Source organism: Methylosinus sp. RM1 (assembly GCF_011378635.1).
Classification (GTDB): domain Bacteria; phylum Pseudomonadota; class Alphaproteobacteria; order Rhizobiales; family Beijerinckiaceae; genus Methylosinus; species Methylosinus sporium.
Window position 1 is genome coordinate 42,899 of record NZ_WOVC01000004.1, and the last position, 25,583, is coordinate 68,481.

The following is a 25,583-nucleotide window of genomic DNA, read 5'->3' on the forward strand; positions in this document are numbered from 1 at the left end:
GTCGTCTTCCAGACCAGCTATGTGACATTTTCGCCACTCTCGTCACAGAAAACGCGTCGATTCTCCCGATTTGCTCGAGACGTAGGCAATTGCTTCCCTGTTCCGCTTGAGTGCCTAAGGGCTTTGTCGCAACAATCGCAACCGAGGATGATTCCAGTATCGGGGAGCCTAAGACGATGAAATCAATTCTACTCGCCGGCGTGGCGGCCTTCGCGCTCGCAGCGCCCGCCTTTGCTGCGGAGCCCGCCAAGCCGGAGGCGAAGCCTCTGATCGCCCTGCCCGAGCCCAATGTCGATTTTCTCGGAGCCGGTTTCGACTACGCCTATGGCGCGAAATTCATGTCGGACTATATCGTCCGCGGCATCTCCAATAGCGCTCACCGCCCCGCGGGCAGCGTCTATGGCGAATTGCGTTATGGCTGGTTCTACACGGGCCTCGCCGCCACCAATGTGACGCTGGCCACCAGCCCGCTGGCCGAGGTCGACATCTCCGCCGGCATTCGTCCGACCTGGGGTCCGCTGACGCTGGACTTCGGCGCCGTCTATTACGCCTATCCGAGCAACCATCAGCAGTGGTTCATCGGCGGCGCGATTCCGGTGACGACCTTCAAGAATTCCTACACCGCTCTGCCCACCACGGCTTTCGATCCGAGCTATATCGAGATCTACTTCAAGCCGAGCTGGGCGCTGAACGACTATCTGACGCTCGGCGGTCAGCTGGCCTATGCGCCGAATTGGAACCGCTATAACGCGCATGCGCTCTATTCGGAGATCAATGCGAAGGTCACTCCCTTCGCCAATACCGATTATTCGGGCCTGTCGATCTCCGGCGCCTTCGGCCATTACTATCTCGGCATGTCCGACGCGAGCTATGGCGGCAGCTATATCGACCCCGACTACGCCTTCCTGTCGACTGGCGTTCTCGGCACCAAGGGCTTCAAATTCGCCAGCTACAACACCTGGAACGTCGGCGCTTCCTATAATTGGAACGTGGTGACGCTCGACCTGCGCTACTATGACTCGAACCTCACCCGCGCGGGCTGCTTCCTCAACACCTCCGACCCGTCGGGCAATTTGATGGCTTCGCTGAACACTCTCACCGGCCAGAGCTCGTCGAGCTGGTGCGGCTCGCGCTTCGTCGCGTCGCTGTCGGTCGATTTCAGCTCGGCCACCTTCAAGTAAGACTGCGCCGACGCCTTGCAACGAAACGGACCCGCTACCTGCGGGTCCGTTTTTTTTTGCGTTGGCGGCGCCGCAGCCTCGAAGAGTCGGGTAAGGTTGGGGCCGATCGCGTCTCACTGCGCCGATATTTCGACGTCGCGATCCTGCGTCGAGGTCACTTTGAAAGTGGTCTGAAAGGTTTTGCCTTCGCGGCGCGCGATGGCGACATATTCGCCCTCCGCCAGCGCCAGCGACGGAAACGCGCCGATCAATTCGCGAATGACGTCGCCGCCCGGCGTCAGCACCGAGAAAAAAGTGTTGGCGAGCGCCTCGCCGCCCGGCGTCTTGACCAGCTTCAAGGTCATTGTCGCGGCGCGGTGACGCAGCGTGGCCTCGATGACCTTGCCGGCCGGCACGCGCAGATCGGCGGTGACGACGGAATTGGTCGTATTATTGTCGCCCTGCGATCCTTGGCTCACATCGAGCAGCGTCGAGACGATGTGATAGGCGCCCTCTGGCAGAGAGATGATCTCGCCCGAACGGGCGTTGGCGAGCACCAGCTTCGCCTCCGAATTTCCCCGCTCCGGGACATAGATGGAAATGGCGAGCCGCTGCGCCGGAAGCTGCGTGTCGCCCAGAAGGTCGATGAGCTTCAGCCCGCCGGCGTTGAGCGTCAGCCGCTCGCTGACATTGCGGCCGTCGATCACGATGCGGCGCGTCGCCCCGGCGAGGCCGAAAGCGGCGTGGACGATATAGGCGCCATCCGGCAATTGCCCGGAATAATTCGCCTCGCGCGATTCCGCGACGAGCTTGCGGGCGCCGTCCGGCTGCGACGAATCTTCGAAAATGCGCCAGACGACGCCGCTGCGAATCGCAAAGGAATCGTTTTGCGTCAGCACGGCCGAGAGGCGCAGCGTCGCGCCGGCGGCGGGCTTTTCCTCCTCGGTCGGCGCGGGCGCCGGCGCGGGGACGCCCGGCTTGACGGAGCGGCCCTTCTGCTGGGCGGGCGGGGCCAGGGTCTGCGCCGCCGCGCCGCCGGCGAGGAGCATTGCGAGAGTGACGAGGATTGGTGACTTCATGCGCCGCATCTGAGGGGCGGGCGCGAGCGCCCGATTTCGACGTCCATTGTGACGCCCGCCGTCCGCCCTGTCACTCCTCCCGATGGTCGAGCAGGGTGGAGGCGGCGGAGCCGAGATTGGCGAGCGAAAACGGCCGAAATAGGAATTCCACCTTATGGCGGCCCTTGGCCATCGGCACGCCGCGGAACAGAATATTGGCCTTGACGATCGGCGCCGGCGCGCCGTCCACGCGCGCCTCCCAGCCGGGATAATAGAGATCATGGAGGACGAGCAGCCCATCCTGCTCCGATTCGACATCGATCAGAATGCGGTCGTTCTCATAGGAGACGATCGTCGCTCGTCCGTCCGGCGCGCTGGTCGCGACCGCGCCGGCGAGGGCGGGATCGAGTCGCGGCAGATCGGCCAGATCGACCAGCGCCTCGCGGGCGCCGTCGAAATCGGGGATGTCGTCCTCGGCGATGGCCGCGTCGGAATCGACGCCGGCCACATGCGTGGCCAAATAGGCGCGCGGCGCGGCGCGGCCGAGCTTGTAGACATAGATCTGGTCGGAGACGAAGATCGGCGAGGCGCTGGGGCGCGGCATATGCCGCGGCATACGCGCGAGCGGGCGGCCGAGCACCAGATAATCGAGGCCGAGCAGCCGCGCGAGCTTGCATTTATAGCCGCGGAACGTGCCCGGATAATGCCGCAGATTGGGGTCGACGGCGTTGTCGCCCGGCCCGACGGCGCGCTCATAATCGGCGATGCGCAGCGGATTATAGCCGAGCGTGTCCTCGAGGCCGAGAATCATGGAGGCGTTCTGCCAGCCGCCGGGCAGGCCCAGAATTTCGATGCGCGGACGCTCGCCCTTGGCGGCGCGCTCGGAAATGTCCTTGCGCAGCGCGGCGATGGCTCCGCGCTCGGCGGCCGAGGCGTCGTCGAGAATGGAATAGCGCGTCGCCGGCTCCGCGTTCAGCGGATCGGCGGCGTTGCGCCACAGCAGCTCGCCCCCGGTGGCGGCGACGAGCAGAAACGCGACGAGGCCGCGCCTCGCGAATCTGTCGCCGAGAACGAGAGCCGCGGCCACCGCGCCGGCGACGAGGAGAGATGCGGCTACGGCGACGAGCGACTCCGCGCCATGGCCATGGGCGAAGGAGAAGGCCAGCCCGCCGAGGATCAGTGCGAGGGCGGCGCCGACGGCCGCCGCAGAAAGCCCATGGGCGAGCGCGCGCGGCATTTTCTGAAACGGCCGCGGCGCGCCGTGAGCGACATAGCGATGCAGCAGATAGGCGGCGCTGAGCGCGAAGCCGGCGTTGAGCACGAAGGCCGCGTCGGCCGGCCGGCGATAGAGCGACACGCCGGGAAAGAAATCATAAATGGCGGAAAACACGGGCGTCCAGCGGCCGAGCGTATAGATCAGCGCGGCGGCGAGCATGTAATGAAAAAAGCGCATCTCCTCGGCGAAGATACGCCCGCCGGCGAGCCCGTGCCAGAAGCCCAGAACGACGGGCGCGGCGCCGATGAAGAGATAGTCGATGGCGCGGTCGGTCCAGTCCGGCGCGGCCATGGTGTCATAGCCCGGGCCCCAATAATCATAGCTCTTGTTCAGCGAGCCGAAGATGTCGGGCGCGAGCAGAGTGGCGAGATTGACGGGCGCCAGCGAGCCCGCCGCAGCGACGCCGAAGGCGATGCCCGGCCGGTTGGAGGCCGCGAGAAATTGCAGAGTCAGCAGCACAGGAACGGCGAGGATCGCGCCGCCCGTCGCGCCAGCGGCCAGCAGCGCCGGCCAGCGGCCGAGCAGATAATCCAGCGGCCGGGAGGAGACGGCCGCGGCATAGAGCAGTCGAGCGATCAGCACGAGGCAGAAGAGAAAGGCGACCTGATCGCGACCGAGCGCCATCAGGCTGGCGAGAATTCCGAAGCCGACGCCATAGAGCAGGCGCGGCTTCTCCAGCATGATCTCCAGCGTCAGCAGGGCGAGCGGGAAGAAGCTGTAGGAGATGATCATTCCCGTATGCTGGAGCCGCGAGGCCGCGACCCCGCCCAGCATGAAGATCATCCCCGCCAGAACGGCGGCCGTGGGGACGAAGCCGCGCCGCGCGCAGAGCGCCAATATTCCGGCGCCGCCCATCAGGAGATGCGCCAGCACGAAGACATCGAACTCCTGCATCGTCGCAGCCGGACGCAGCAGCGCGAAGAGGAAGAAGGTCGGCGCGAAAATCAGCGATTGCGGATCGGCGACAGAGGGATGTCCAGCGAAATGATAGGGATTCCAGAGCGGCACGTCGCCCCGGCGCAGCGCCTCGCCGAGAAAGCGGAACATGGGATAGAAATGGTTTTTCGAATCCCAGGGCACCACCGCGCCGCTCGCCAGCCACAGGCCCGCCGCCAGAGCGATGAACAGCATGAGGCCGGCGAGGGCGGCGAAGGCGTCGCGGCGCGCCCATATATGGGCGTGGAGGGCGTCCGGTCCGGCGAGCGCCCGGCGCGTTTCGCTGAGCGCGAGCGGGGAGTCCTCGGCGCCCGATAGGCCGAGCGGGCGGTCGCTGATCGACATGTTCGAACCTGTCTGAACCATCGCGAGCCGGCTATCGGCGGCGTCGCGCGACGGCAATTCACTCTCGAGAGCGGGATGTCCGGGCGGGAGCGCGTCGCTCGGCGACGACGCTGCGCTCGAATTCCCGCTCAGATTGATTTCACTTTCATGAACTCATGATGAATGCGTTCGGGCGCGGCCTTCTATAGCGCAGGCGGGGCCTCGCCGAAAGTCTGGTTTATCGCTGGGATTTGTGCGGCGTCCACAGCGAGCTTGGCGCCGAATCCGTCGCGCCGCGCGGCGCGGCATTGCGCGACGAGGCCCTCCGCATCGCCGATGGCCGCGAAAGGCGCGTCGATCGCCGCGACGCCGGCCGCCGCCGCGCCGAGCAGCAGCAGCGCGCGCGCGACCGAGACGGGCGAGGCCGGATCATTCGCCGCCGCGCTGTGCGGCTCCGCGCCCAGCGCGCGGCGCAGCGGCTCGACGTCGAAGGCGAGCGCCTCGAGGCGGGCGGAGGCGCCGGCGTAGCTGGACAGAACGAAGATCGCCGCCGGCGTCTGCGTGGCGAGAGCGACGATGCGGGTCGCGCCGTCGGCGCGGCCGCATTCGGCCTCCTGCACGGCGAGCTTGGCGGACACATGCTGCACGCTCGCTCCGCCGCAGGCCTGCGGCAGAAAGATCCCATCCGCGCCCGCGCCGACGACGGAAGCGAGATCGGCGTCGATGGCCGCGCTGTCGAGCGCCGCGATGCGCGCGTAGAGCCGCAGCCCGGGCGGGCGCGGACGTCGGATCAGCGCCGCGGCGCCGCTCCGCGAAGCTTCGCCAGAGTCGCAAAGATCGAGGACGATGGCGTCGGCGCCGCTGGCGAGCGCGGCGGCGAAGGCCTCCTCGCGCGGCGCGACGAGAAAAAACGAGCGCATCTTCGATACATCCGCCATTCGCCGCCGTGATCTTAAGCGGGCATTTACCATAAGTCGCGATTCTCGACAGGAACGCGTCAAGTCCGGTCGAGCACATAGAGCGCTTCCCGCCGAAGCGGACCCCGGTTCGGCATTGGAAGCGCCGTCGAGAAAAGCCCAGAGCGCCGATGATCGTAAGAAATTTTCTGCAATGGGCGCAAACCGCGCCGACGGCCCTCAGAGTGGAAGGCGCAGCCGCCTTGGCGCGCGCCTATCTCGTCAGCGATCTCGACGCGCCGATGAAGCGCGAGGCGGAGACGGTCCTCGCCGCTCTGCTCGACGATCCGTCGCCGCTGGTGCGCCGCGCGCTGGCCAAGGTCTTCGCCAGCGCGCCCGACGCCCCGCATTGCATCGTCTCGGCGCTGGCCAATGATCAGTCGGACATTGCGGCCATGGTGCTGTCGCGCTCGCCGCTGCTCGGCGAGAGCGAGCTCATCGATTGCGCGGCTGTCGGCGACGTCTTTTCGCAGAGCGCCATTGCGCTGCGCGCCCATGTGCCCACCGGCCTCGCCTCGGCCATCGCCGAAATCGGCGCCTGCGAGGCGTTGATCTCGCTCGCCGTCAATCCGGGGGCCGAGCTGCCGGCCTTCGCCATGCGCCGCATGATCGAGCGGTTCGGCGATGATGCGCAATTGCGCGAGGCGCTGCTCTCCCGCCCCTTTCTGCCTGCGGCGGTGCGCGTCGATCTCGTCGAGGCGACGGCCGCGAGCCTCGCCTCCTTCGTGCTCGATCGCGATTGGCTGTCGCCGGAGCGCACGCGCCGCATCATGCAGGAGGCGCGCGACAAGGCCAATATCGTCATCGCCGCCACGGCGAACGATAGCGAGGGCCGAAGAGGCGTGCGAATGCTGGTCGGCCATTTGCGGCGCAAGGCGCGGCTGACGCCGAGCCTCGCTCTGCGTGCGCTGCTCTCGGGCAATCGCGCGTTGTTCGAGGCGACGCTCGCCGAATTGTCCGGCCTCGACGAGGAGAAGGTCGCCGGCCTGACGCGCGATTTCGACGGCGCCGGCTTCGCGGCGCTCTATGCGCGCGCGGGAATGCCGGCCAATCTTCTGCCGGCCTATCGCGCCGCATTGGAGTCGCAGAGGGCGTTCGGCTGTGCGGGGGCGCCGTCCGGCGCGCGTCTGTCGCTGGCGATGGTGCAGCGCGTGCTGACATCTTGCGACGGGATCAAGGGCGGCGAGCTGGGCCGGCTGATGGCGCTGCTGCGCCGCTTCGAGGCCGAGGCGCTGCGCGAAGACGCCCGCGAGGCGGCTGCGGCGCTGACGCAAGAGTCGCTCGTCGATATGGCGGCGCTGGAGGCGCAGCTGCTCGTCGCGGCGTGAGGGTGGGGCGGCGGCGCGCTAACTCTCCTGCTTCAGAGCTTTCTGGACGACCGAGAAGGGCGGCATGAGCGAGAGAGGCGCGTCGAGAAGACGCGACGCGCCATAGCCTTCGTACTATTGCGCGGCCCGATCGTTCTCGGCGTCGATCAGCGGAGCGACCCCGCGGATTTTCGAGCAGATCGAGCACGCGCGAGGAATCGCGCATGGTCCTCACCTCTCGGCCGAGCATATGGATTGTATCCGTACATAGCAGGGAAACCCGGTCTGGCTAGACCGTGGTCTTTCGCGCTCGGCCTTCTATCTGGCGATGTCCTCGCCGCCGCGTCTCAATAGCCGAACTGCTCGCGCAATATTCTCTCTTCCAGCGAGTGCCCCGCGTCGTGCAGGAGAATGAGATCGGTCCGGTGATCCATCTCGACGTCGACCTGTAGCGCATCGCGAAATTCGTCGTGATCGGCGACGACGGAAACGGGGCGCTTGTCCGCCTCCAAGACTTCCAGCCGCACTTTGGCGGCGTCCGGCAGCAGCGCGCCGCGCCAGCGCCGCGGGCGAAAGGCGGAGATCGGCGTCAGCGCCATCAAAGGCGCGTCGAGCGGCAATATGGGGCCATTGGCGGAGAGATTGTAGGCGGTGGAGCCGGCCGGCGTCGCCACCAATACGCCATCGGTGATGAGCTCGGGCAGGCGCTCCTGGCCATTCACCAATATGCGCAGCTTGGCGATCTGCGAGCTCTGGCGCAGCAGCGAGACCTCGTTGATCGCATGGGCGGCGAATTCGTCGCCATGCGTGTTGGTCGCGCGCATCAGCAGCGGATGGATGATCGAGGGCTTGGATTCGGCGATGCGCTTGCGCAGGGCGCTCTCGCGATACTCGTTCATCAGAAAGCCGACGGAGCCGCGATTCATTCCGTAGATCGGCTTGCCGGCGCCCATGAAGCGATGCAGCGTGCGCAGCATCAAGCCATCGCCGCCGAGCGCGACAATGCAATCGGCCTCCTCCGGCGCAACCTCGCCATATTTGGCGACGAGCCGCGCCCGCGCTCCATCGGCCTCCGGCGTGCCGGAGGAGAGGAAGGCGAGCTTTTTATAATTGTTCGGCGTTTCGCCGGACTCGGACATGGGGGGACCTGGCTCGGCGGGGGCCGCGCTCGCGGCGGCGTGGGCCGAATTCCATACACCCGGCGAAGTCGGAAGGAAACGGGAGGCGATTCCTCGAGACGAGCGAGATTATTCTATGCCCGCCTCGCGGTTGCGCGCATTGATGGCGTTGCGGAGCTGCTCGTTGATCGCGACCGGATCGGTCGGCGAGGGCTTGGCCTGCAGCAGCGCGCCGCGGACAAGGGATGCTTCCTCGGCCGTCAGCACCACAGGGCCGGCCATGAAGGCGGCGTTGGGCAGCGTGTGCAGAATCCGCAAGCGATTGGGATGGTCCTTGACCTCGACGACGCGATCGGCGACCGGCTTGCCGTCCACACAGACATAAGGACCGATGACTTCGACTTTATGGCCATCGTCGGTATTTCTGATGAAAGTCGTTTGCATTGTCGTCGTCACTCGTGCTGGATTGAACTTCGCGACGAAAGTCAGCAAATTTTGTGCCGGCTGGCGCCGTCGCCGTAGAACAGAGACAGAGCCATTCCCGCCGCGCCCATCAGCGCGAGGAAGAGGCAGAAGCCGACAAAGAGCCGCAAGATCGAGCCCCGCTATGACCGAGGAAGGAAAGAAAAGCCGCCAGCCGCCACCGCCGCCCAAGAAGAACGCCGCGGCGCTGGCCGCCGCGCTCAGGGCCAATCTGCGCCGACGCAAGGCGGCCGCGCAATCGTCCGGCGCGCCCGAGAGCGAACCGGAGGCGAAGACGCCGGATTCGCGCTGATTCACGATTCGGCGTCGCCCGCCTCGTCGCGGCGGAAGGGCAGGCTCGCCTCATAATCGGCGATCGCCTCGTCCACGGCCACTTTCTCGCGCGAGAGAAACTCGACCACCGCGGTTCGCAGCCGCGCGTCGGCGAAATCATGCGCCGAATGGGTGGCGACGGGCCGATAGCCGCGCGCCAGCTTGTGCTCGCCCTGCGCGCCGGCCTCCACGCGTTTGTAGCCATGGCGAATGGCGTATTCGATCGCCTGATAATAGCAGACCTCGAAATGCAGGAAGGGCCGCTCCTCCAGCGCGCCCCAATTGCGGCCGTAAATCGCATCGTCGCCCAGAAAATTGATCGCCCCGGCGATGTAATGCCCATCGCGCCGCGCCATCACCAGGAGGATGCGGTCCGCCATCGTCTCGCCGATGCGATCGAAGAAATCGCGCGTCAGATAGGGCCGTCCCCATTTGCGCGCGCCCGTGTCCATATAGAAGGCGTAGAATTTCTCCCAATGCGCGGGCTGTATGTCCGCCCCGGTCAGAAGATCGATCGAGACGTCGTCGCCCAGCGCGTCTCGGCGCTCGCGCTTGATCGTCTTGCGTTTGCGCGAGGAGAGCGCGGCTAGGAAATCGTCGAAATCGCGATAGTTTTCGTTGAAGAAATGGAACTGCTCGCCGGCGCGCGGGGCGAAGCCCTCGGCCGCCAGCGCGCCGACCTCGCCCTCTGTCGCGAAGGTGACATGGATCGAGGAGGCCTCCGCCGCTTGGCGCAGCGCGCGCAGCGCATGGATCAGGCCCGGCAGCGCGCCCTCCGGCGCGTCGCGGGCGACGAGCAGCCGCCGCCCCGTGGCCGGGGTGAAGGGAACCGCCACCTGCACCTTGGGATAATAGCGCCCGCCAGCGTTCTCATAGGCCTGAGCCCAGCCGAAATCGAAGACATATTCGCCCATGCTGTGCATCTTCACATAGGAAGGCGCGGCCGCGACGAGGCGGCCTTCGGCGTCTTCGAGAATCGTGTAGAGCGGCGTCCAGCCGCTGCGCCCGCCGACTGATTTGGAGCGCTCCAGCGCCAGCAGGAAGGCGCTGGAGATAAAGGGATTATGCCGCTCGCCCCCGGCCTCCTCGGCGGTGAGGCCGGGCGGATTGGCGAGCGCGTTCCAGGCCGCGGCGTCGATCTGCTCGAGCGAGGGGATGAAACGGGCCGTCAGACGAGCGGAGGACGTCCTATGATCTGAGCACATGGCGCCCGCGGTTTTGAAAGAGAGCTGCACACTCTACGCGAAGCGAAAGACGTTCCAATCGGCTTTTTGTCCGCCCTCCTCCGGTACGGTTATTGCTTCAAAAATAGGCGCCTATCCGCCGATGAGAGGAATGGACGAGGGAACTAATGCCGCTCTACTCCTATGAATGCCGAGACTGCCATGCGGAGTTCGAACTGCTGGTCCGCGCTTCGGACACGCCCGTCTGTCCGTCTTGCGGAAGCGAGAAGCTGGAGCAGCAGGTCGCCAAAATCTGCGTCGAGATCAAATATCCCGCCATCGCCAAATCCTGGCGCAAGGCGGCCGCCGCCGAGGGCGAGCTGTCCAATTTCAGCAAGAAGGAAATTCAGGCGAAGCCGAAGAGCTGACAGCGCCCGCCGAGCGGAGCCTCCGGCGCTCCGCCAGAGGGCGGGATGACGCCGCCGTGTGGGCGTGCTAAGCGCGCTCATGCTCGAAGGACTTCCCCCCAATGGCGCCAGCCACGGCCTGCGCCTCGTCTGCGACCAAACATCCGCGCGCGCCATCGCCGATCTCGTGGTCGAGACCTTCGACCCGGCCGAGACCGCGGCCACGGCTTTCGAGGAGCCGGATGAAAAAAGCTGGGCCGTCGAAGTCTATTTCGGCGATCCGCCCGACGAAGCGCAAATCCGCGCGCTGATCGAGGCCGCCGCCGGCGCGGAGGCCGCCGCGGCCGCGCAATTTTTCGAGATTTCGCAAAAGGATTGGGTCGGCGCCTCGCTCGAAGGGCTGCGGCCGGTGCGCGCCGGACGATTCCTGGTCCATGGCTCGCATGATCGCGGCCGCGTGGGCGCGAGCGACATCGGCATAGAGATAGAGGCGGCGCTCGCCTTCGGCACCGGCCATCACGGCACCACGCTCGGCTGCCTGCTGACTCTCGCGGAAATCTGCAAGCAGCGGCGCCCGCAGAATGTGCTGGATGTCGGGACCGGCACCGGCGTGCTCGCCATCGCCGCCGCGCGCCTGCTGCGACAGCCCATCGCCTGCGGCGATATCGATCCTGTGGCGGTGGAGACGGCCGGCGTCAACGCCCGCTTCAACGGCGTCGGCGATCTGGTGCGGCCGGTCGTCGCCGTGGGCGTGCGCCATCCGGCGCTGGCCCCGGCGCGATATGATCTGATCTTCGCCAATATTCTCGCCAAGCCGCTGCGCCTGCTCGCGCCCAAGATCGCCGCCGTCGCCGCGCCGGGGGCCGAGTTCGTGCTCTCCGGCCTGCTGGCGCGCGACGTGCCCGGCGTGCTCTCGGCCTATCGCGCGCAGGGCTTTTCGCTGGCGAAGCGCCGCGACATAGACGGTTGGGCGACCCTGCTGCTGCGCAGCGGCGGCGCCGCGCCCCGGCCGGATTGGCGCCTGCCCGACGACGAAGACGACTGAGACGAAGGGGCCCCCCGCCGCCTTGGTCTCGACGACCTTGCCGAGCGCAACGAGCAGCGCCATGCCGAGCAGAACTGAAAGGCAGAAAATTGGCGATCGGCGCGCCCGATTCGAAGAGGTCCTGATAAGGGCTCCAGGCCGTGACGGGCCGAGAGAAAAGGTTTTTGCATAGCGCCGTTCGGGAGCGTGTTTATTCTTTTGGAAGTGTTCTATTAAAAGAACATACTATTTGACATAGCGAACAATCCGCAGGAGCCTATGTGCTCGGAAAGCAGCGAAGCCCGCAATGATTTTCGAGGGCGCGCGCCGCGGAGAAGGAGGCCGAAAATGTCCGACGCCTATATTATCGAGCTCGGCGAGGAGGCCGTCGGCGTCATCGCCCGTGACGCGAACGGCTATCGTTTCTATGCGGCGAAGCAATCGTTTCGGCCGCTGGAAGGGCGCTTGTTCCAATCGGCGGAGACGGCGCGCAATGCGGCGCTGGAACTGCGGCGCGACGCGCCGCCGCGCGTCTCGGCGCTGACCTCGCTCGCCCTCGTCGCCGAGCAGGGATGCGGCTGACGCCTATCCGCCGTTCAGCCCCAAGGTCCGTTCGAGGCGGAAGGCGGATCGAGCGGGCTGCGGCCGTCGCGCGGCAGAAAGCCCGGCGCGTCGGGCGCCGGCTGCGCCTCCCAGGGCCCGTGATTCTCGATCGGCGGCGGCGGCTCCAGTTTCGGCATGTCGCGCCCGCCGGCGTAGCGCACCAGAGCGGCGACGCGATCGTCGACGGAAGGATGCGTCGAAAACAGCGCGCGCGCCTTGCGCGGGCTCTCGATGAAGAAGGCGCCCATGCGCGAGGGCATGTCGGGGATGAGGGCGTTCGCCTCGATCTTGCGCAGCGCCGAGATCATCGCATCGGGATTTTTGGTGAGCTCCGCAGAGCCCGCGTCGGCGAGAAATTCGCGCGAGCGCGAGATGGCGAAGCGAATCAGCACCGAGAGGCCCCAGCTCAGCGCGATGATGGCGAGAGCGATGATTATCGCGAGGCCGGCGCCGCTCGCGCCGCCGCGATCGCGGCCTTCCTCGGCAGTGCGTCTGGGCGAGAAACCAAAGCCCCAATTGCGAATGACGAGATCGCCGACGAAGGCGAATATGCCGACGAAAACCGCGGCCACCACCATCAGCTGAACGTCGCGATTGCGAATATGGGTCAGCTCATGGCCGATCACCGCCTCGATCTCGACGTCGTCCAAATGGTCGAGAAGGCCGCGCGTGACGGTGACGGCGTAATGGCCCTCGCTCACGCCGGAGGCATAGGCGTTGAGCGCGCCATCCTCGATGATCTTCAGCGCCGGCGTCGCAATGCCGCGCGAGATGCAGAGATTTTCCAAGAGATTATAGAGGCGCGGAGCATCCTCGCGCGTCACATCGGCGGCGCCGGTCGCCATGTCGATGAGTTTTTGATGAAAGACATAGGCGATGGCGAACCACAGCCCGGCGGCGCCGAAAGCGATCGGCCAGCCCTGCTCGAGATCGCGCAGCGCGCGCGCCATGATCTGCGGCGCTGTTGCATCCTCCGACGCCTCGAAGAGAAGCGCCACGGCGAACATCAGCGCCAGCAGCAGGACGACGAATCCCGCGAGCAGCAGCAGCGAGCGCAGCCGATTGGCTCGGATATGAGTGTAGAGGCCATAAGCGTGAAACATGGGCCCAGCGTGTTGAGGGAGGCTCAGAACTGCACTTTGGGAATCTCTCGGACGGCCTTGCGCTCGCCATCCTCGAGATTGAAGAACTCCTGCGGCGCAAAGCCGAAGGACGCGGCGTAGAAGGCGGCGGGGACGCTCTCGCGGGCCGCATTATATTCGGCCGAGGCGTTGTTGAAGAAGCGCCGCGCCGCCGCGATCTTGTTCTCCACGTCGGACAGCTCGCTCTGCAGCTGCTGAAAGTTCTGATTGGCTTTCAGATCTGGATAATTCTCGGCGAGGGCGAACAGCCGGCCGAGCACGCCGTTGAGCGCGCTCTCGGCCGCGGCCTGCGCCTGCGGCCCCTGCGCGGCGACGGCCTTGTTGCGGGCGGCGACGAGCTCCTCGAGCGTGCCGCGCTCATGGGCGGCGTAGCCCTTCACCGTCTCCACCAGATTGGGGATGAGGTCGTGACGCTGCTTGAGCTGCACGTCTATGTCCGAGAAAGCCTGGCGGCAGCGCTGCCGCAACGTCACCAGGCTATTGTAGGAGCCGACGAGCCAGAGGACGGCGAGGGCCAATACGCCGAGAAGGACGAGAGCGGTCATTTGGGGCTCCTTGATCTTCCCGCCGCACGCCAGCGGCGGAATGCGCAAGTCGTATCCGGCTTTCACGACCCGCGAAAGTGCGCCGACGCACAATGGAGCGGGACCCACCTGTCGAGCGTAAATCTGCCGAACGCCTCAAAGGGGCAAAGATCGAAGCCTGACATTCTTGCCGATCGGAATCTCATGCATCGAAGGCGGCGCGATCAATTTGGTGACGGCCTCGATTTCAGGCCACTTCCAGACGATCGTGGCCGCGACCTGATGCAACGGCGTCTTCTGATATGCGGGCGCGAGAACGAAGCCGTGAAGACCGGCCGAGCGAAGCGCAGCGCGTTCGGCCGCATTTTTCAAGATGCGGCCGTCTCCCGAAACGAACATCCATGCGTCGGGACTTTTCCGTAGATAGTCGATCCATTCGAAATCGGAGGCATGGCGGCCATTGGGCAACCCCGGCGCGTCTTTGATATGAAATGCGCGATGTCCAAATGATGAAACAAAGCCGTCTAAAGTCGACGCCATGACCGGCGCTGTGCAATTGTCGAACAGCACCTTCACGCGGCGAGCCGCCGCTCTAGCTCGGCCTCGAACTCGACAGCGCGTCTGACCGAGGTCTCGGGGACGTCAAACGCCACGGCGGCCGTCTCGACCCCGTCTCGATTTGCCGCCACGGCCAAGACCGCGGTCGGCACGCTCGTCGAAGCATCGATCGGCTGGCCGAACGACCTCGCTGGATCGACCACGATGCTCGTGCGACGCCCGGCCGGCCACCATTGAAAAGGCGCGCCTTTATCATCGAAATCGACCGACTTCAGCAATGGCTCGATGATCTGCTTGAACTCGTATTGACGCCGGAACAGGTTCAACAATCCTTCCCGCTCTTCCCCATGCTCGTCGGTTTCGGCGACGCGCAGAAAAATGTCTCGACCGTCTGTCCGAAATCGATCGGTCGACAGCGGCCGCTCATCGCCGATGATCTCGCGCGCGATCTGGATCGCCGCGCGCACGCGTCGGGACGAGACTCCGCAACGCATGAACTTGTCGGCAATTCGCGCTTCCATGAGATCGCGAAATCCCAAATAGACATGGCCGTTGTCGAGGTCGATTTGCGATTTCCAAAGCGGAGCATATTCATGCTCGCCGACGTGACGGCCGCGCAGCCACCGCGCCAGCTTTCCAGGAGCGATCGCGAGGAGCCGGCCCGCCTCCGCCGGGGTGTACAACCCCACGCCTATGAGATTTTCCATGAGCGCCTCCTGCGCCGTCATAGATTCAGCGCGATGGCGCGCTGTCAACAAAATCCTCGGCCAGTGCGCCGCCCGATCGCGCTTACATTGCGGAGCGAAGCGGAATATAATCTGCGACAAAGCCGCGCCGGCGTCCATTTGACGGAGACGGCGCGCATCCCTATTTCGACCGAGAAACCCTCGACCGCGAGACTTCAGGCGCGACAGCAATGGCCATTCGTCCCATCATCACCCTGCCCGATCCGCGGTTGCGGCTCGTTTCCGAGCCGGTCGCGACCTTCGACGGCGAGCTTCAGCTTCTGCTCGACGACATGCTCGAGACGATGTACGAGGCCCCTGGCGTGGGCTTGGCGGCGATCCAGATCGCCGTGCCCAAGCGCATCGTGGTCGCCGACGCGACGCGCGGCGACGAGCCGAAGAATCCCATGTTCTTCATCAATCCCGAGATCGTCTGGGCCTCCGAGGAGCTGTTCGTCTATCAGGAGGGCTGCCTCTCGGTCCCCGATTATTTCGAGGATGTGCAGCGCCCGGCCCGCGTGCGCGTGCGCTATCTCGACCGTACGGGCGCGACGCAGGAGATCGAGGCCGACGGGCTGCTCGCCACCGTGCTCCAGCACGAGATCGACCATCTCGAGGGCGGGCTGTTCATCGACCATCTCTCCCGGCTCAAGCGCGAGCGCGTGGTGAAGAAATTCGCCAAGGCCGCCGCGCGCGCCGCTCCCGTCGCCGACAAGGTCGAGGCGTAACGCCCTGATGCGCGTCGTCTTCATGGGCACGCCCGATTTCGCCGCGCCTCTGCTCCAGAGAATCGTCGCCGACGGCCATGAGGTCGCGGCCGTCTACACGCGCGCGCCGGCCCCGGCCGGCCGCGGCATGGAGCTGAAGCTCTCGCCCGTGCATCGGCTGGCCGAGACGCTCGCCATCCCCGTCTTCACGCCCAAGAGCTTCAAGAACGCCGAGACCATCGGCGCTTTCGCCGATCTTCGCGTCGATGTGGCGGTGGTCGCCGCCTATGGGCTCATTCTGCCGCAGGCGGCGCTGGACGCGCCGCGTTTCGGCTGCCTCAATCTGCATGGCTCCCTGCTGCCGCGCTGGCGCGGAGCGGCGCCGATCCAGCGCGCGGTGATGGCCGGAGACGCCGAGACGGGCGTGATGGTGATGAAGATGGAGGCCGGGCTCGACACCGGCCCCGTCGCCGCGACGGCGCGCATCGCCATCGGCGAGGATATGACGACGGGCGAATTGCATGACGCCCTCGCCGCCGCCGGCGCCGAGCTGTTGGCCAAATCGCTGCGCGATCTCTCGGAGGACGGCCTCTCCTTCGCGCCCCAGGCCGAAGAAGGCGTGACCTATGCGCAAAAGATCGACAAGAGCGAGAGCCGCATCGACTGGCGGCGCCCGGCGCGTGAGATTCACAATCTCGTGCGCGGGCTCTCGCCCTTTCCGGGAGCGTTCTTCGAGAGCGATCTCGGCCATGGCGTCGAGCGCGTGAAAGTGCTGCGCACCAAGCTCGAGACAGGCGAAGGCGCGCCCGGCGCGGCGCTCGACGACAAGGGCCTCATCGCCTGCGGCGAGGGCGCCGTTCGGCTCGTCGAGGTGCAGCGCGGCGGCAAGGCGCCCATGGCCATAGCCGAATTTCTGCGCGGCCGCCCGCTCGCGCCGGGCATGACGCTGGCGATCTGACAGTGACGACAATATCCAATACGGCCGCCCCACCTCCCCCTGGAGGGGGGAGGTCGATCGCCGCAGGCGAGCGCGAGGGGGCGCCCCCCGAGTCTCGGGATTTCACCCCACCCCGGACGGCTGCGCCGTCCGACCCTCCCCCTGAAGGGGAGGGTGGGCGCGCCGCCTTCCGCTATGCGCTCACCATCGAATATGACGGCTCTCCCTTCGTTGGCTGGCAGCGGCAGGAGAATGGCGTCTCCGTGCAGCAGCGCCTCGAGGAGGCGGTTTCGGCGCTGGAGGCCGGCGCGCGGCGCGTGGTGCATGGCGCCGGGCGCACCGACGCCGGCGTTCATGCGCTGGGGCAGGTCGGCCATGTCGATCTTTCGCGCGAATGGCGCGAGGACCGGCTGCGCGACGCGCTCAATGCGCATCTGCGGCCGTCGCCGATCGCCGTGCTGGAAACGCGCCGCGTCGCGCAGACTTTCGAGGCGCGCTTCTCGGCGATCCGCCGGCATTATCGCTATGTGATCGACAATCGCCGCGCGCCGCTGACCTTGCAGCGCGGCCGCGCCTGGCATGTGAAGCGGCCGATCGATGCGGAGGCCATGCACGCGGCGGCGCAGGCGCTGGTCGGCCGGCATGATTTCACGACATTCCGCTCGACCGAATGTCAGGCCAATTCGCCGGTGCGGACGCTGGAGCGGCTCGATGTGCGTCGCGACGGCGACATCATCGAAATCGTCACTTGCGCGCGGTCGTTCCTGCACAATCAGGTGCGCTCGCTGGCCGGCTCGCTGGAGCATGTCGGCTCCGGCAAATGGAGCGCCGACGATCTGCGCGCGGCGCTCGAGGCGAAGGACAGGACCCGCTGCGGTCAGGTCGCCCCGCCGCATGGGCTCTATCTCGTCGCCGTCGATTATTGACGGCGGACGCTCACAATCGTCTCGTCGCCTGCGCCAGCCATTTGCGCGTCTTTGCGTCGAGATGCGGCGACAATTCCGCGCGCACCCGCGCGTGATAGGCGTTGAGCCAGCGCGTCTCCTCGAGGCTCAAAAGCTTCGGCTCGACGAGGGCGAGATCGAAAGGCGCGAGAGTGAGCGTCTCGAAGCCGAGCATCTCGCGTTCGGCGCCTTCGATCTCCCGCTTCTCGACGACGATCAAATTTTCGAGGCGAATGCCATATTCGCCGGCGCGATAATATCCCGGCTCGTCGGAGAGGATCATGCCCGGCTGCAAGGGCGCCGAGCCGAGTTTCGATATGCGCTGCGGCCCCTCGTGCACCGAGAGATAGGCGCCGACGCCATGACCTGTGCCATGGTCGAAATCGAGCCCCGCCTCCCACAGGCTGCGGCGCGCGAAAGCGTCGAGCTGCGCGCCGCTAACGCCCGCGGGAAACACCGCGCGGGCGACGCCGATATGGCCCTGCAGCACGCGGGTGAAATGCTCGCGCAATTGCTTCGACGGCCGGCCGACGCCGATGGTGCGCGTCACATCGGTGGTGCCGTCGAGATATTGCGCGCCCGAATCGACGAGATAGCAGCCGCGCGAGATGCGTAGATCGCTCGCCTCCGTAACGCGGTAATGCGGGATGGCGGCGTGCGGGCCGAAGGCGGAGATGGTGGGAAAGGAGAGATCGCGCAGCTCGCCGCTCTCGCGACGGAAGGTCTCGAGCGCCTGAGCGGCGGAGATTTCCGTGAGCTTTCCTTTGGGCGCCGTCTCCGTGAACCAGGCGAGAAAGCGCGTCAGCGCCACGCCGTCGCGCAAATGGGCGGCGCGCGCGCCATCGAGCTCTATGTCGTTTTTGATCGCTTTGAGCAGCGCGATCGGATCATCGCCGAGCTTGGGCTTGCCGCCTTTGGCGCGGAAGAGCTCGACGAGCTTCGCCGGCGCGGTGGCGGAGTCGAACAGGATCGTCATGCCGCGCGCGCCGGCGTCGGAGAGATCCTCGACGACATCGGCCGGCTCATAAATATCGGCGAGGCCTTCGAGGCTGCTCCTCGTCTTGGCCGAGAGCTTGGCGGGATCGACATAGAGCAGCGGCTTGCCCTCCTTGGGAAGGACGGCGAAAGCGAGCGCGATCGGCGTATGCGCGACATCGGCGCCGCGCAGATTGAACAGCCATGCGAGCGCATGGGGATCGGAGACCAGCAGCGCATCGGCCTCGCCGAGCGCCTTGCGCACGCGCGCGATCTTCGTCTTGGCCGCGACGCCGGCGAGGCGCGGCGGATAGAGCGTTACGGCGCCTCGCGGCGGCTCCGGCCGATCGGTCCAAACAGCGTCGATCGGATTGCTGTCGAGCGGAACGAGCGTGACGTCCTTGCTCTCCAATGCTTTGGCGTAGCGTTCGATCTGCGCCGGCGTGTGCACCCAGGGATCATAGCCGATGCGCGCGCCCTGCTTCGCCGTCTCGGCGAGCCAGCGCGCGGGCGCCTTTTGCGAAATGTCGAAGACGGCGACGCGTTTCGTATCGACCTGCTCGGGCGCTTGCAGCGTATAGCGCCCGTCGACGAAGAGCGCCGCTTTGTCGGCCAGCACGACGACGACGCCGGCCGAGCCGGTGAAGCCGGTCAGCCAGGCGAGCCGCTCCGCCGATTTCGGCACATATTCGTTCTGATGCTCGTCGGCGCGGGGGGCGATGAAGCCGTCGATGCGGCGGCGCGCGAGCTCTGCGCGCAAGGCCGCGAGTCGCTCCGCGCTGTCCTGCCCGCAGGCGTCGTCGGCGAAGCTCTGGAATCTGCTCTCGAACATGTCTCGAACCTATGCCCTTCCCCGCTCTGCGGCAATATGTCGGCTACGGCATGTTCCCGAAAAGTGCGAAGCGGTTTTCGGGAAAGAACATGCAATTCAAATAGTGCTGGAGGCGAACCGCAGCGCCATCAGCGCTTCATCGAGATAGGCGCCCTCCGCCGTCTTCACCGACGCCGGCTCGACGCCATAGATCGTAAATCCCCAACGCTCGTAGAAGCGCCGCGCTCTTTCATTGTCGCGCATCACGGTCAGCGTGACGATCTCATAGGTTCCGCGCGCATGTTCCATCAGCGCGGCCATGAGCGCGTCGGCGCCGCCTGCGCCTCTGTGGCGCGCGCGCAGATACATGCCCCAGAGCAGCGCCTTGTGCTTCGTCTTGACGCCGGCGAAGCCCGCGAGCCCGGCGACGCCCTCGAGGCTTTCGCCCTCGAAAGCGCCGACGGCGAAATCGCGCGCCAGCCGCGCCGCGACCTCCGCGAGCGTAAGATGCGCCTCATCCTCGGGCGCGAAGCGAAACTCCCGCTCGTGCAGGCGAAATCCTTCCTGTCGCAGAGCGTGGAACTCGGCGGCGTCGGCGGTCGTGAGTCGTCGGATCGTCAGCGCCATTGTCGCGGTCGCATCCTCCTTCGTCGTATCTCGCGTAGCAAGGCGCGCGCCGATGTGCGAATCGAAGCCGCTTCCTTCGCTTCGGCTTTCTTTCGTTGGAGCGAATTCTGATCGATCGAACGATTCCGTTCGATCGGAATGCGCTCTAGACTTTCCGTGTTTCCAACGCCGAATCGGCGTCCACTTCGGCTGGAAGCGCTCGTAAAGGCGAGGGTCGGCCGGCGATAGCCGGACGGGGTGGGGTTTCGCGGCGAAGACCAGCGATCTGCCGACGGAACCGAAACGTTTCCAAAGAGCGAGCCCGAAAGCTCGCTCTTTTTCGTCCGTCAATCGCCTTTGCCGGCGAGGCGCGGCGTCATGATCTTGCTCACGAGACAGTGCGTGCCGTCGGTCGGATCCTCGGTGCGGCGCGGGCGCTTGGCCTTGCATTCCGCCTTGTCGGCCGGATTCGTCACGCCATAGAAAGCGTTGATGATCGCCTGCTCCTGCTCGTGATCGAAAGCGTGAGTCTGGCCGAACATCACATATTGGAAGACCAGCGGCTGCGTCTTCGGCACGAAGGCGATGAAATCGGCGGCTTCCTTCAGCGTGCCCGCCGCGCAGCCGCGGTAGGCCGCAGGACGCTGATATTTGAGGCCTGCGGGCGTCGATCTGCCGGACAGCGCATATGTGTAGCAGGCGCGCGGCTTGGACATTTGGCAATAATAATGGATCGTTATGTCCGACCAGTCGGTCGGCGCGTAATTGGTCTTGAGACAGTCGGCCGTATATTGATAGCCCTGGTCCGTATGCTTGGGCTCGCCGGCGCGGCGGCTGCCATAGATGTCGGCGCTCTGATTCATCGCCGCGAGGATCGCCGCGCCCGGTAGCGAGAGGCCGGCCGCCGCGGCGTTGGGTAGATAATTGCTGTAGGCCCGCGCCGGATCATTCTTGGCGGAAACGAGCTTGTCGATCTCCTCTTGCGTCGGAACGGCGATCCAATCGGCGACGGGCTTCGATGCGGAGACGCCGATCCCGAGCTTCTCCAGCGTCGCCGGATCGAGCGCGCCGCTCTGCGGCAGGCCGGACTTCTGCTGAAAGGCGGCGATCGCGGCGGTGGTCTTGGTCCCGACGACGCCGTCCAGCGTTCCCGGATCGAAGCCCTGGGCGGCGAGTTTCGACTGCGCCGCCTGGGCGACGGGATTATAGGGGCCGGCGAGGCTCGCAGAGCCGATGGACGAAGTCAGGACGATCCCGAGCGCCGCGAAGGCGGCGCGCATACCGATGCGCATTTACAAACTCCCTTCGAGAAAATCTCATGTCGAAACAGCGACGGCGAGGAGTCTTATCATTCGCCGCCGCGCCGCCAAGGTTTTTTCCTCTCGCATTTTTTCTCGCGGCTGCCTCCGCCCGCTTGTCCCGGCTCGCCTCTGTCAGGCGAGCAGGTCGGCGCGCGGCGCTTGAATCCAGGGCCCGTCGTTGGAGGCCTTGTTGACATCCGGGCCGATCTCGAAAAATTCGAGCGCGTCTTCCGGCGCCGGGACCAGCAGGCGCCAGGCCGCCTCGGCGGCATATTCGTCGAGGCCGAGCCAGAGATCGAAGTCTTTCGGCGCGAGAATGGCCGGCATACGGTCGTGAATGGCGACCGTCGCGCCATTGGCCGAGACGGTGAGAATGCAGGCGGTGTCGAGCTCGCCGCCGTCGCTGCCGATCCATGTCTCATAGAGGCCGGCGAGCGCCAGCGGCGTTCCATCGGAGTGGCGGAAGAGATAGGGCCGGCTCGCGCGGGCGCGTCCCTTGGCCCCCTCACGGCGCCATTCGTAATAGGCGTCGGCGATGAAGAGACAGCGGCGCCGTTTCATCGCGGCGCGGAAGCTGGGCTTTTCCGGCGCGCTCTCGGCGCGCGCGTTGACGATGAGCGGAAAGCTCGCCGGGTCTTTCACGAAGCCCGGCAGAAAGCCCCAGCGAACGAGCTGAAAGCGTCGCGCCTCGCCGCCGCGCGGGTCGCGCTCCTGCCGCACGATGGGGACGGGCTGCGTCGGCGCGATATTGTAGCGCGGCGGAAAATTCGGCTGATCGACATAGCCGAAATAGTCGCGCGCCGCTTGCGGCGGCAGGGTGATGGCGTATCTCCCGCACATGACGTCCTCGCGTTCCCCTTTTGCGGCGCCGCGAAACCGCGGAAATCGCGCGCATTCTCCCTATCGCGTCGGCGATCTGGAAAGAGATTCTTATCAATTCGCGCTCATATTGGGCCCCAACATATCGGGATTTCCTATGACGGCTGACGCGCAATTCGCGACGCTCGATCAAGTCGACGGCTCTCGGGCGCCGAATCACTTTTCCGCCACCAAGCCGCTGATCAGCCCGGTCTCCGGGCTGGCCAACGACTATCTCAACCTGTTCAACGAGCTGGTCATGATGCTGGAGCAGCTTCCGCACATGCCCGAGCTCATCGACGATCTGCTGGCCTGGCGGCCGGTGACCTACAAGGAATATTTCGAGCGCTCGCAGCTGCCCGGCCGTCATTCGGCGCTCGCGGCCTATGAGAAAGTGAGCCCGGACTTCAAGCGTCGCTTCGAAGCCTATGTCGCCGAGCTCGACACCATCGCCGTCGCCAGCGTTGCAGCCGTGCGCCTGCAATATCGTTCCGGCCCGCCGCAGAATATGGAGCGGCTCGCCGGAACCTGCGCCCGCGCCGGCGAGAAGATGCGCGGCATATTGTTCAAGGCGTCGCGTCTCGTGAACTACGCCAGACTGTCGGACGACTGAGCCTGTCGTCGCTCGGTCACGCTTTCTTCACGCGAGCCGGGTCCCGCTTCGCTCGAAAGCGCTCTATAGCTCGCCGTCCTTCACGCCGGCGAAAAAGGCCTCGAGCCGGGCGCGGGTCTCCCGCGTCGTCAACGCCGCCGCGAACAGAGCGGCCTCCTCCTCTATGCGGTCGGCGATCGTCGCCGCATCGCCGCGCAGCAGCCGCCTCGTCGCGGCGAGCGCCGCGCGCGGCTTGGCGGCGAGCCGGCGGGCGGCGTCGAGCGCCATCTCCTCCACCTCGTCGAAGCCGGCGATCGCATTGACGACGCCGAGACGCAGCGCCTCGCTCGCTCCGAAGCTCTCGCACAGCAGCATGAATTCCGTGGCCTTGACGTGGCCGATGCGCTGCGGGACCAGCAGGGTCGACGCCGCCTCCGGGATCACGCCGAGATCGACGAAAGGCATTTTGAAGCGCGCGCCATGCGAGGCGTAGACGAGATCGCAATGGAACAGCATGGTGACGCCGACGCCGATGGCGTCGCCGACCACTGCGGCGACGATGGGCGTCTGCAACGCCGCGAGCGCGCGTACGAAACGCAGCGCCGAGAATTCCTGCACATTGTCCAGCGGGCGCCGGAAATCCTCGAGATCATTGCCGGCGGTGAAATCACCGCCCGCGCTCGACAGCACGATGGCGCGAATCTCCTCATCCGCATCGGCCTTGGCGAAGGCCGCGATCATCGCCTCGTACATGGGCCGGCTGAGCGCGTTGCGTTTGGCCGGCCGGTCGATGACGATCCGCATCAGCGGGCCGTCCCGGCTCACGATCAGCTCGCGGTTCTGCATGAACGTCTCTCTCGTCTCAATCGCCGCCGGACGACAGCAGCGCCAGCCCGGCGCCGACGGAGTCGCCGCCGTCGACGATGGCGCGCTCCAGCCCCTCCGCCGCCACGGCGAGATTATCGGCGAAGAAGCGCGCCGTGACGATCCGGTCCTGCGCCGCGGCGTCGCCGGCGCGCCGCGCGGCGAGCGCTCCGGCCCCGAGCAGGGTGACGCCGCGCGCGAGCGCGAAGAGCCGCAGATAGGGGGTCGCTCCGGCGAGCGTCTCCGGCCCGCGCGGATCGGGCGTCGCCGACAGAAAGTCGGTCGCCCGCTCGAAAGCGTCGACCGCCGCCGCGGCGCGCCGGGACATTGCGACGAAGAGCGCGTCATTGCTCGCCGCCATCGCGTCTATGTCGGCGCGCATATCGTCGATCTCCCGCCAGACGGCGGCGCCTTTGGAGAGGCGCAGCTTGCGGGTGACGAGATCGATCGCCTGAATTCCGTTGGTCCCTTCATAGATGGGCGTGATGCGCGCGTCGCGCAGCAATTGCGCGGCGCCGGTCTCCTCTATGAAGCCCATGCCGCCGTGGATCTGAACGCCGAGCGAGGCGACTTCGCAGCTTATGTCGGTGGAATAGGCCTTGGCGAGCGGCGTCAGCAGGCCGGCGCGCTCCTGCGCCGCCTGCGCCTGCGCCCCTTCGAGCCGCCGGGCGCGATCCAGCGAGGCGGCCGTGAGATAGCAGATCCCCCGCGCCGCGGCGGTCTGCGCCTTCATCGTCAGCAGCATTCGGACGACGTCCGGATGCTCGACGATGGGCGCCGGATCACCGGAGGGGCCGCGGCCCTGGCGGCGCTCGCGCGCATAGGCCAGCGCCGTCTGCGTCGCCCGCTCGGCGAGGCCGACGCCCTGCAGGCCGACCGAGAGCCGCGCATTGTTCATCATGGCGAACATGCAGGCGAGGCCCTCATTCTCGCGGCCGACGAGAAAAGCGATCGCGCCGCCAGTGTCGCCATAGGACATCGTGCAGGTCGGCGAGCCGTGAATGCCGAGCTTGCGCTCGATCCCGACACAGCGGACATCGTTGCGCGCGCCGGGACGCCCGTCCGGCCCCGGCAGGAATTTGGGCGCTAAAAACAAGGAAATTCCGCGCGTGCCGGCGGGCGCGTCGGGCAGCCGCGCCAGAACCAGATGAATGATGTTCTCGGACAGGTCGTGCTCGCCATAGGTGATGAAAATCTTCTGGCCGAACAGACGATAGGAGCCATCCCCGGCGCGCTCGGCGCGCGTGCGCAAATTGGCGAGATCGGAGCCCGCCTGGGGCTCGGTGAGATTCATCGTCGCCGGCCATTCGCCCGAGATCATCTTCGGCAGATAGGCGGATTTCAGCGCCTCGCTCGCATGAATCTCCATCGCCTCTATCGCGCCCTGGCCGAGCAGCGGGCAGAGCGCGAAGGAGATATTGGCGGCGTTCCAAATCTCCGTGCAGGCGGCGGCGAGCAGCAGCGGCAGCCCCATGCCGCCATGACCGGGCGGCGCAGAAAGCGCGTTCCAGCCGCCTTCCACCCAGAGCGAATAGGCCTCGCGCCAGCCGGGCGCGGTCGTCACCGTTCCGACCGAAAAGTTCACCCCGTCGCGGTCGCCGACGTGATCGAGCGGCGCCAGCGCATTCTCGGCGAATTTGGCGGCCTCCTCGAGCGTTGCCGCGGCGGTCGCCGCGTCGAGATCGGCATAGAGCCCGCCGGGCGCGAAGGCGGCCTCGCCCGCCGCCCGCCGCATGGCGAAGAGCAGATCGTCGATTGGCGCGCGATACGGCATGGGCGGGCTCCCAAAGAGAATCGTTCCGTCATTCTAGCGCCGCCGCCGCGCTATTCCACCAAGGCGCGCGATTTCGAAAATCCCATGTCGGAGGAGCTTCGGCGCGCTGCGCGGGCGTGCTGAAAACTCTTGTTCGCC

General features: G+C 66.2%; 26 protein-coding genes. 10 read left to right on the forward strand and 16 right to left on the reverse strand.

What is annotated here, in order from left to right; translation table 11 throughout:
* The first annotated feature begins 176 nt into the window (after positions 1–176).
* Entirely contained in the window at positions 177–1,181 is a 1,005-nt protein-coding gene (locus FMZ75_RS03540) for a TorF family putative porin (RefSeq protein ID WP_166141336.1), read from the forward strand.
* Between the two features lie 113 nt (positions 1,182–1,294).
* Here the strand turns inward: FMZ75_RS03540 and FMZ75_RS03545 are convergent, their stop codons facing one another.
* The 3 genes from FMZ75_RS03545 to FMZ75_RS03555 all read right to left on the reverse strand — a co-directional run bounded on the left by FMZ75_RS03545 (position 1,295) and on the right by FMZ75_RS03555 (position 5,674).
* Positions 1,295–2,239 (reverse strand): hypothetical protein, encoded by a 945-nt coding sequence (locus FMZ75_RS03545; protein WP_142862822.1) that lies wholly within the window; start codon positions 2,237–2,239, stop codon positions 1,295–1,297.
* A gap of 70 nt (positions 2,240–2,309) precedes the next feature.
* Entirely contained in the window at positions 2,310–4,775 is a 2,466-nt protein-coding gene (locus FMZ75_RS03550; RefSeq protein ID WP_166141337.1) for a YfhO family protein, read from the reverse strand.
* 182 nt (positions 4,776–4,957) lie between these two features.
* Entirely contained in the window at positions 4,958–5,674 is a 717-nt protein-coding gene (locus tag FMZ75_RS03555; RefSeq protein WP_166141456.1) for an aldolase/citrate lyase family protein, read from the reverse strand.
* Positions 5,675–5,841: 167 nt separating this feature from the next.
* Between FMZ75_RS03555 and FMZ75_RS03560 the strand changes: the two genes are divergently transcribed.
* Positions 5,842–7,038, forward strand: coding sequence for a DUF2336 domain-containing protein (locus tag FMZ75_RS03560; protein WP_166141338.1), 1,197 nt, complete (start codon positions 5,842–5,844; stop codon positions 7,036–7,038).
* A 326-nt stretch (positions 7,039–7,364) separates the two neighbouring features.
* Here the strand turns inward: FMZ75_RS03560 and FMZ75_RS03565 are convergent, their stop codons facing one another.
* The gene (locus tag FMZ75_RS03565) at positions 7,365–8,156 is read right to left on the reverse strand and encodes an NAD kinase (RefSeq protein ID WP_166141339.1); all 792 of its coding nucleotides are present in this window, start codon (positions 8,154–8,156) and stop codon (positions 7,365–7,367) included.
* A gap of 108 nt (positions 8,157–8,264) precedes the next feature.
* Positions 8,265–8,579 (reverse strand): hypothetical protein, encoded by a 315-nt coding sequence (locus tag FMZ75_RS03570; RefSeq protein ID WP_108915613.1) that lies wholly within the window; start codon positions 8,577–8,579, stop codon positions 8,265–8,267.
* Between the two features lie 163 nt (positions 8,580–8,742).
* Here FMZ75_RS03570 and FMZ75_RS03575 point away from each other — a divergent pair, with 163 nt between their 5' ends.
* Positions 8,743–8,910: a hypothetical protein gene (locus tag FMZ75_RS03575; protein ID WP_166141340.1), complete on the forward strand. Its 168-nt coding sequence runs from the start codon at positions 8,743–8,745 to the stop codon at positions 8,908–8,910.
* Position 8,911: 1 nt separating this feature from the next.
* Here FMZ75_RS03575 and FMZ75_RS03580 read toward each other — a convergent pair whose 3' ends face one another.
* Entirely contained in the window at positions 8,912–10,135 is a 1,224-nt protein-coding gene (locus tag FMZ75_RS03580) for a GNAT family N-acetyltransferase (protein WP_166141341.1), read from the reverse strand.
* A 146-nt stretch (positions 10,136–10,281) separates the two neighbouring features.
* Between FMZ75_RS03580 and FMZ75_RS03585 the strand changes: the two genes are divergently transcribed.
* From FMZ75_RS03585 to FMZ75_RS03595, 3 genes are all read left to right on the forward strand, one after another.
* Complete coding sequence (locus FMZ75_RS03585) at positions 10,282–10,521, forward strand: zinc ribbon domain-containing protein (RefSeq protein ID WP_108915423.1); 240 nt, start codon at positions 10,282–10,284, stop codon at positions 10,519–10,521.
* Positions 10,522–10,600: 79 nt separating this feature from the next.
* Positions 10,601–11,545 (forward strand): 50S ribosomal protein L11 methyltransferase, encoded by a 945-nt coding sequence (locus FMZ75_RS03590; protein WP_166141342.1) that lies wholly within the window; start codon positions 10,601–10,603, stop codon positions 11,543–11,545.
* 327 nt (positions 11,546–11,872) lie between these two features.
* On the forward strand, positions 11,873–12,106 hold the full coding sequence (locus FMZ75_RS03595; RefSeq protein WP_108915421.1) for a hypothetical protein: 234 nt from the start codon (positions 11,873–11,875) through the stop codon (positions 12,104–12,106).
* A gap of 14 nt (positions 12,107–12,120) precedes the next feature.
* Here the strand turns inward: FMZ75_RS03595 and FMZ75_RS03600 are convergent, their stop codons facing one another.
* The 4 genes from FMZ75_RS03600 to FMZ75_RS03615 all read right to left on the reverse strand — a co-directional run bounded on the left by FMZ75_RS03600 (position 12,121) and on the right by FMZ75_RS03615 (position 15,058).
* Complete coding sequence (locus FMZ75_RS03600) at positions 12,121–13,230, reverse strand: M48 family metallopeptidase (RefSeq protein ID WP_166141343.1); 1,110 nt, start codon at positions 13,228–13,230, stop codon at positions 12,121–12,123.
* Between the two features lie 23 nt (positions 13,231–13,253).
* Positions 13,254–13,814 (reverse strand): LemA family protein, encoded by a 561-nt coding sequence (locus FMZ75_RS03605; protein ID WP_166141344.1) that lies wholly within the window; start codon positions 13,812–13,814, stop codon positions 13,254–13,256.
* 135 nt (positions 13,815–13,949) lie between these two features.
* Positions 13,950–14,369: a hypothetical protein gene (locus tag FMZ75_RS03610; RefSeq protein WP_166141345.1), complete on the reverse strand. Its 420-nt coding sequence runs from the start codon at positions 14,367–14,369 to the stop codon at positions 13,950–13,952.
* Positions 14,366–15,058, reverse strand: coding sequence for a hypothetical protein (locus FMZ75_RS03615; RefSeq protein WP_246728750.1), 693 nt, complete (start codon positions 15,056–15,058; stop codon positions 14,366–14,368). The genes FMZ75_RS03610 and FMZ75_RS03615 overlap by 4 nt, the downstream gene beginning before the upstream one ends.
* Before the next feature lie 209 nt (positions 15,059–15,267).
* Here FMZ75_RS03615 and def point away from each other — a divergent pair, with 209 nt between their 5' ends.
* The 3 genes from def to truA all read left to right on the forward strand — a co-directional run bounded on the left by def (position 15,268) and on the right by truA (position 17,646).
* Positions 15,268–15,804, forward strand: a complete 537-nt coding sequence (gene def, locus FMZ75_RS03620) for a peptide deformylase (RefSeq protein ID WP_166141347.1) — start codon at positions 15,268–15,270, stop codon at positions 15,802–15,804.
* Between the two features lie 7 nt (positions 15,805–15,811).
* The gene (fmt, locus tag FMZ75_RS03625; RefSeq protein WP_166141348.1) at positions 15,812–16,741 is read left to right on the forward strand and encodes a methionyl-tRNA formyltransferase; all 930 of its coding nucleotides are present in this window, start codon (positions 15,812–15,814) and stop codon (positions 16,739–16,741) included.
* Between the two features lie 185 nt (positions 16,742–16,926).
* The gene (gene truA / locus FMZ75_RS03630; protein ID WP_166141457.1) at positions 16,927–17,646 is read left to right on the forward strand and encodes a tRNA pseudouridine(38-40) synthase TruA; all 720 of its coding nucleotides are present in this window, start codon (positions 16,927–16,929) and stop codon (positions 17,644–17,646) included.
* A 10-nt stretch (positions 17,647–17,656) separates the two neighbouring features.
* On the opposite strand, the gene FMZ75_RS03635 is transcribed toward truA, so the two are convergent.
* The 4 genes from FMZ75_RS03635 to FMZ75_RS03650 form a co-directional block, all read right to left on the reverse strand.
* Entirely contained in the window at positions 17,657–19,471 is a 1,815-nt protein-coding gene (locus tag FMZ75_RS03635; protein ID WP_166141349.1) for an aminopeptidase P family protein, read from the reverse strand.
* A 96-nt stretch (positions 19,472–19,567) separates the two neighbouring features.
* On the reverse strand, positions 19,568–20,077 hold the full coding sequence (locus FMZ75_RS03640; protein WP_166141350.1) for a GNAT family N-acetyltransferase: 510 nt from the start codon (positions 20,075–20,077) through the stop codon (positions 19,568–19,570).
* A gap of 326 nt (positions 20,078–20,403) precedes the next feature.
* Positions 20,404–21,348 carry a peptidoglycan-binding protein gene (locus tag FMZ75_RS03645; protein WP_207783268.1) on the reverse strand — a complete coding sequence of 315 codons (945 nt, stop codon included), beginning with the start codon at positions 21,346–21,348 and terminating at the stop codon, positions 20,404–20,406.
* A 141-nt stretch (positions 21,349–21,489) separates the two neighbouring features.
* Positions 21,490–22,197, reverse strand: a complete 708-nt coding sequence (locus tag FMZ75_RS03650) for an SOS response-associated peptidase (protein ID WP_142862807.1) — start codon at positions 22,195–22,197, stop codon at positions 21,490–21,492.
* A gap of 136 nt (positions 22,198–22,333) precedes the next feature.
* On the opposite strand from FMZ75_RS03650, the gene FMZ75_RS03655 reads away from it, so the two are divergent.
* A complete protein-coding gene (locus FMZ75_RS03655; protein ID WP_142862806.1) occupies positions 22,334–22,828 on the forward strand; it encodes a hypothetical protein in 495 nt (164 codons plus the stop codon).
* Between the two features lie 63 nt (positions 22,829–22,891).
* On the opposite strand, the gene FMZ75_RS03660 is transcribed toward FMZ75_RS03655, so the two are convergent.
* Together FMZ75_RS03660 and FMZ75_RS03665 are read right to left on the reverse strand one after the other, a co-directional pair.
* The gene (locus FMZ75_RS03660) at positions 22,892–23,653 is read right to left on the reverse strand and encodes an enoyl-CoA hydratase-related protein (protein ID WP_166141351.1); all 762 of its coding nucleotides are present in this window, start codon (positions 23,651–23,653) and stop codon (positions 22,892–22,894) included.
* A gap of 16 nt (positions 23,654–23,669) precedes the next feature.
* On the reverse strand, positions 23,670–25,445 hold the full coding sequence (locus FMZ75_RS03665) for an acyl-CoA dehydrogenase (RefSeq protein ID WP_166141352.1): 1,776 nt from the start codon (positions 25,443–25,445) through the stop codon (positions 23,670–23,672).
* Positions 25,446–25,583 lie beyond the last annotated feature (138 nt).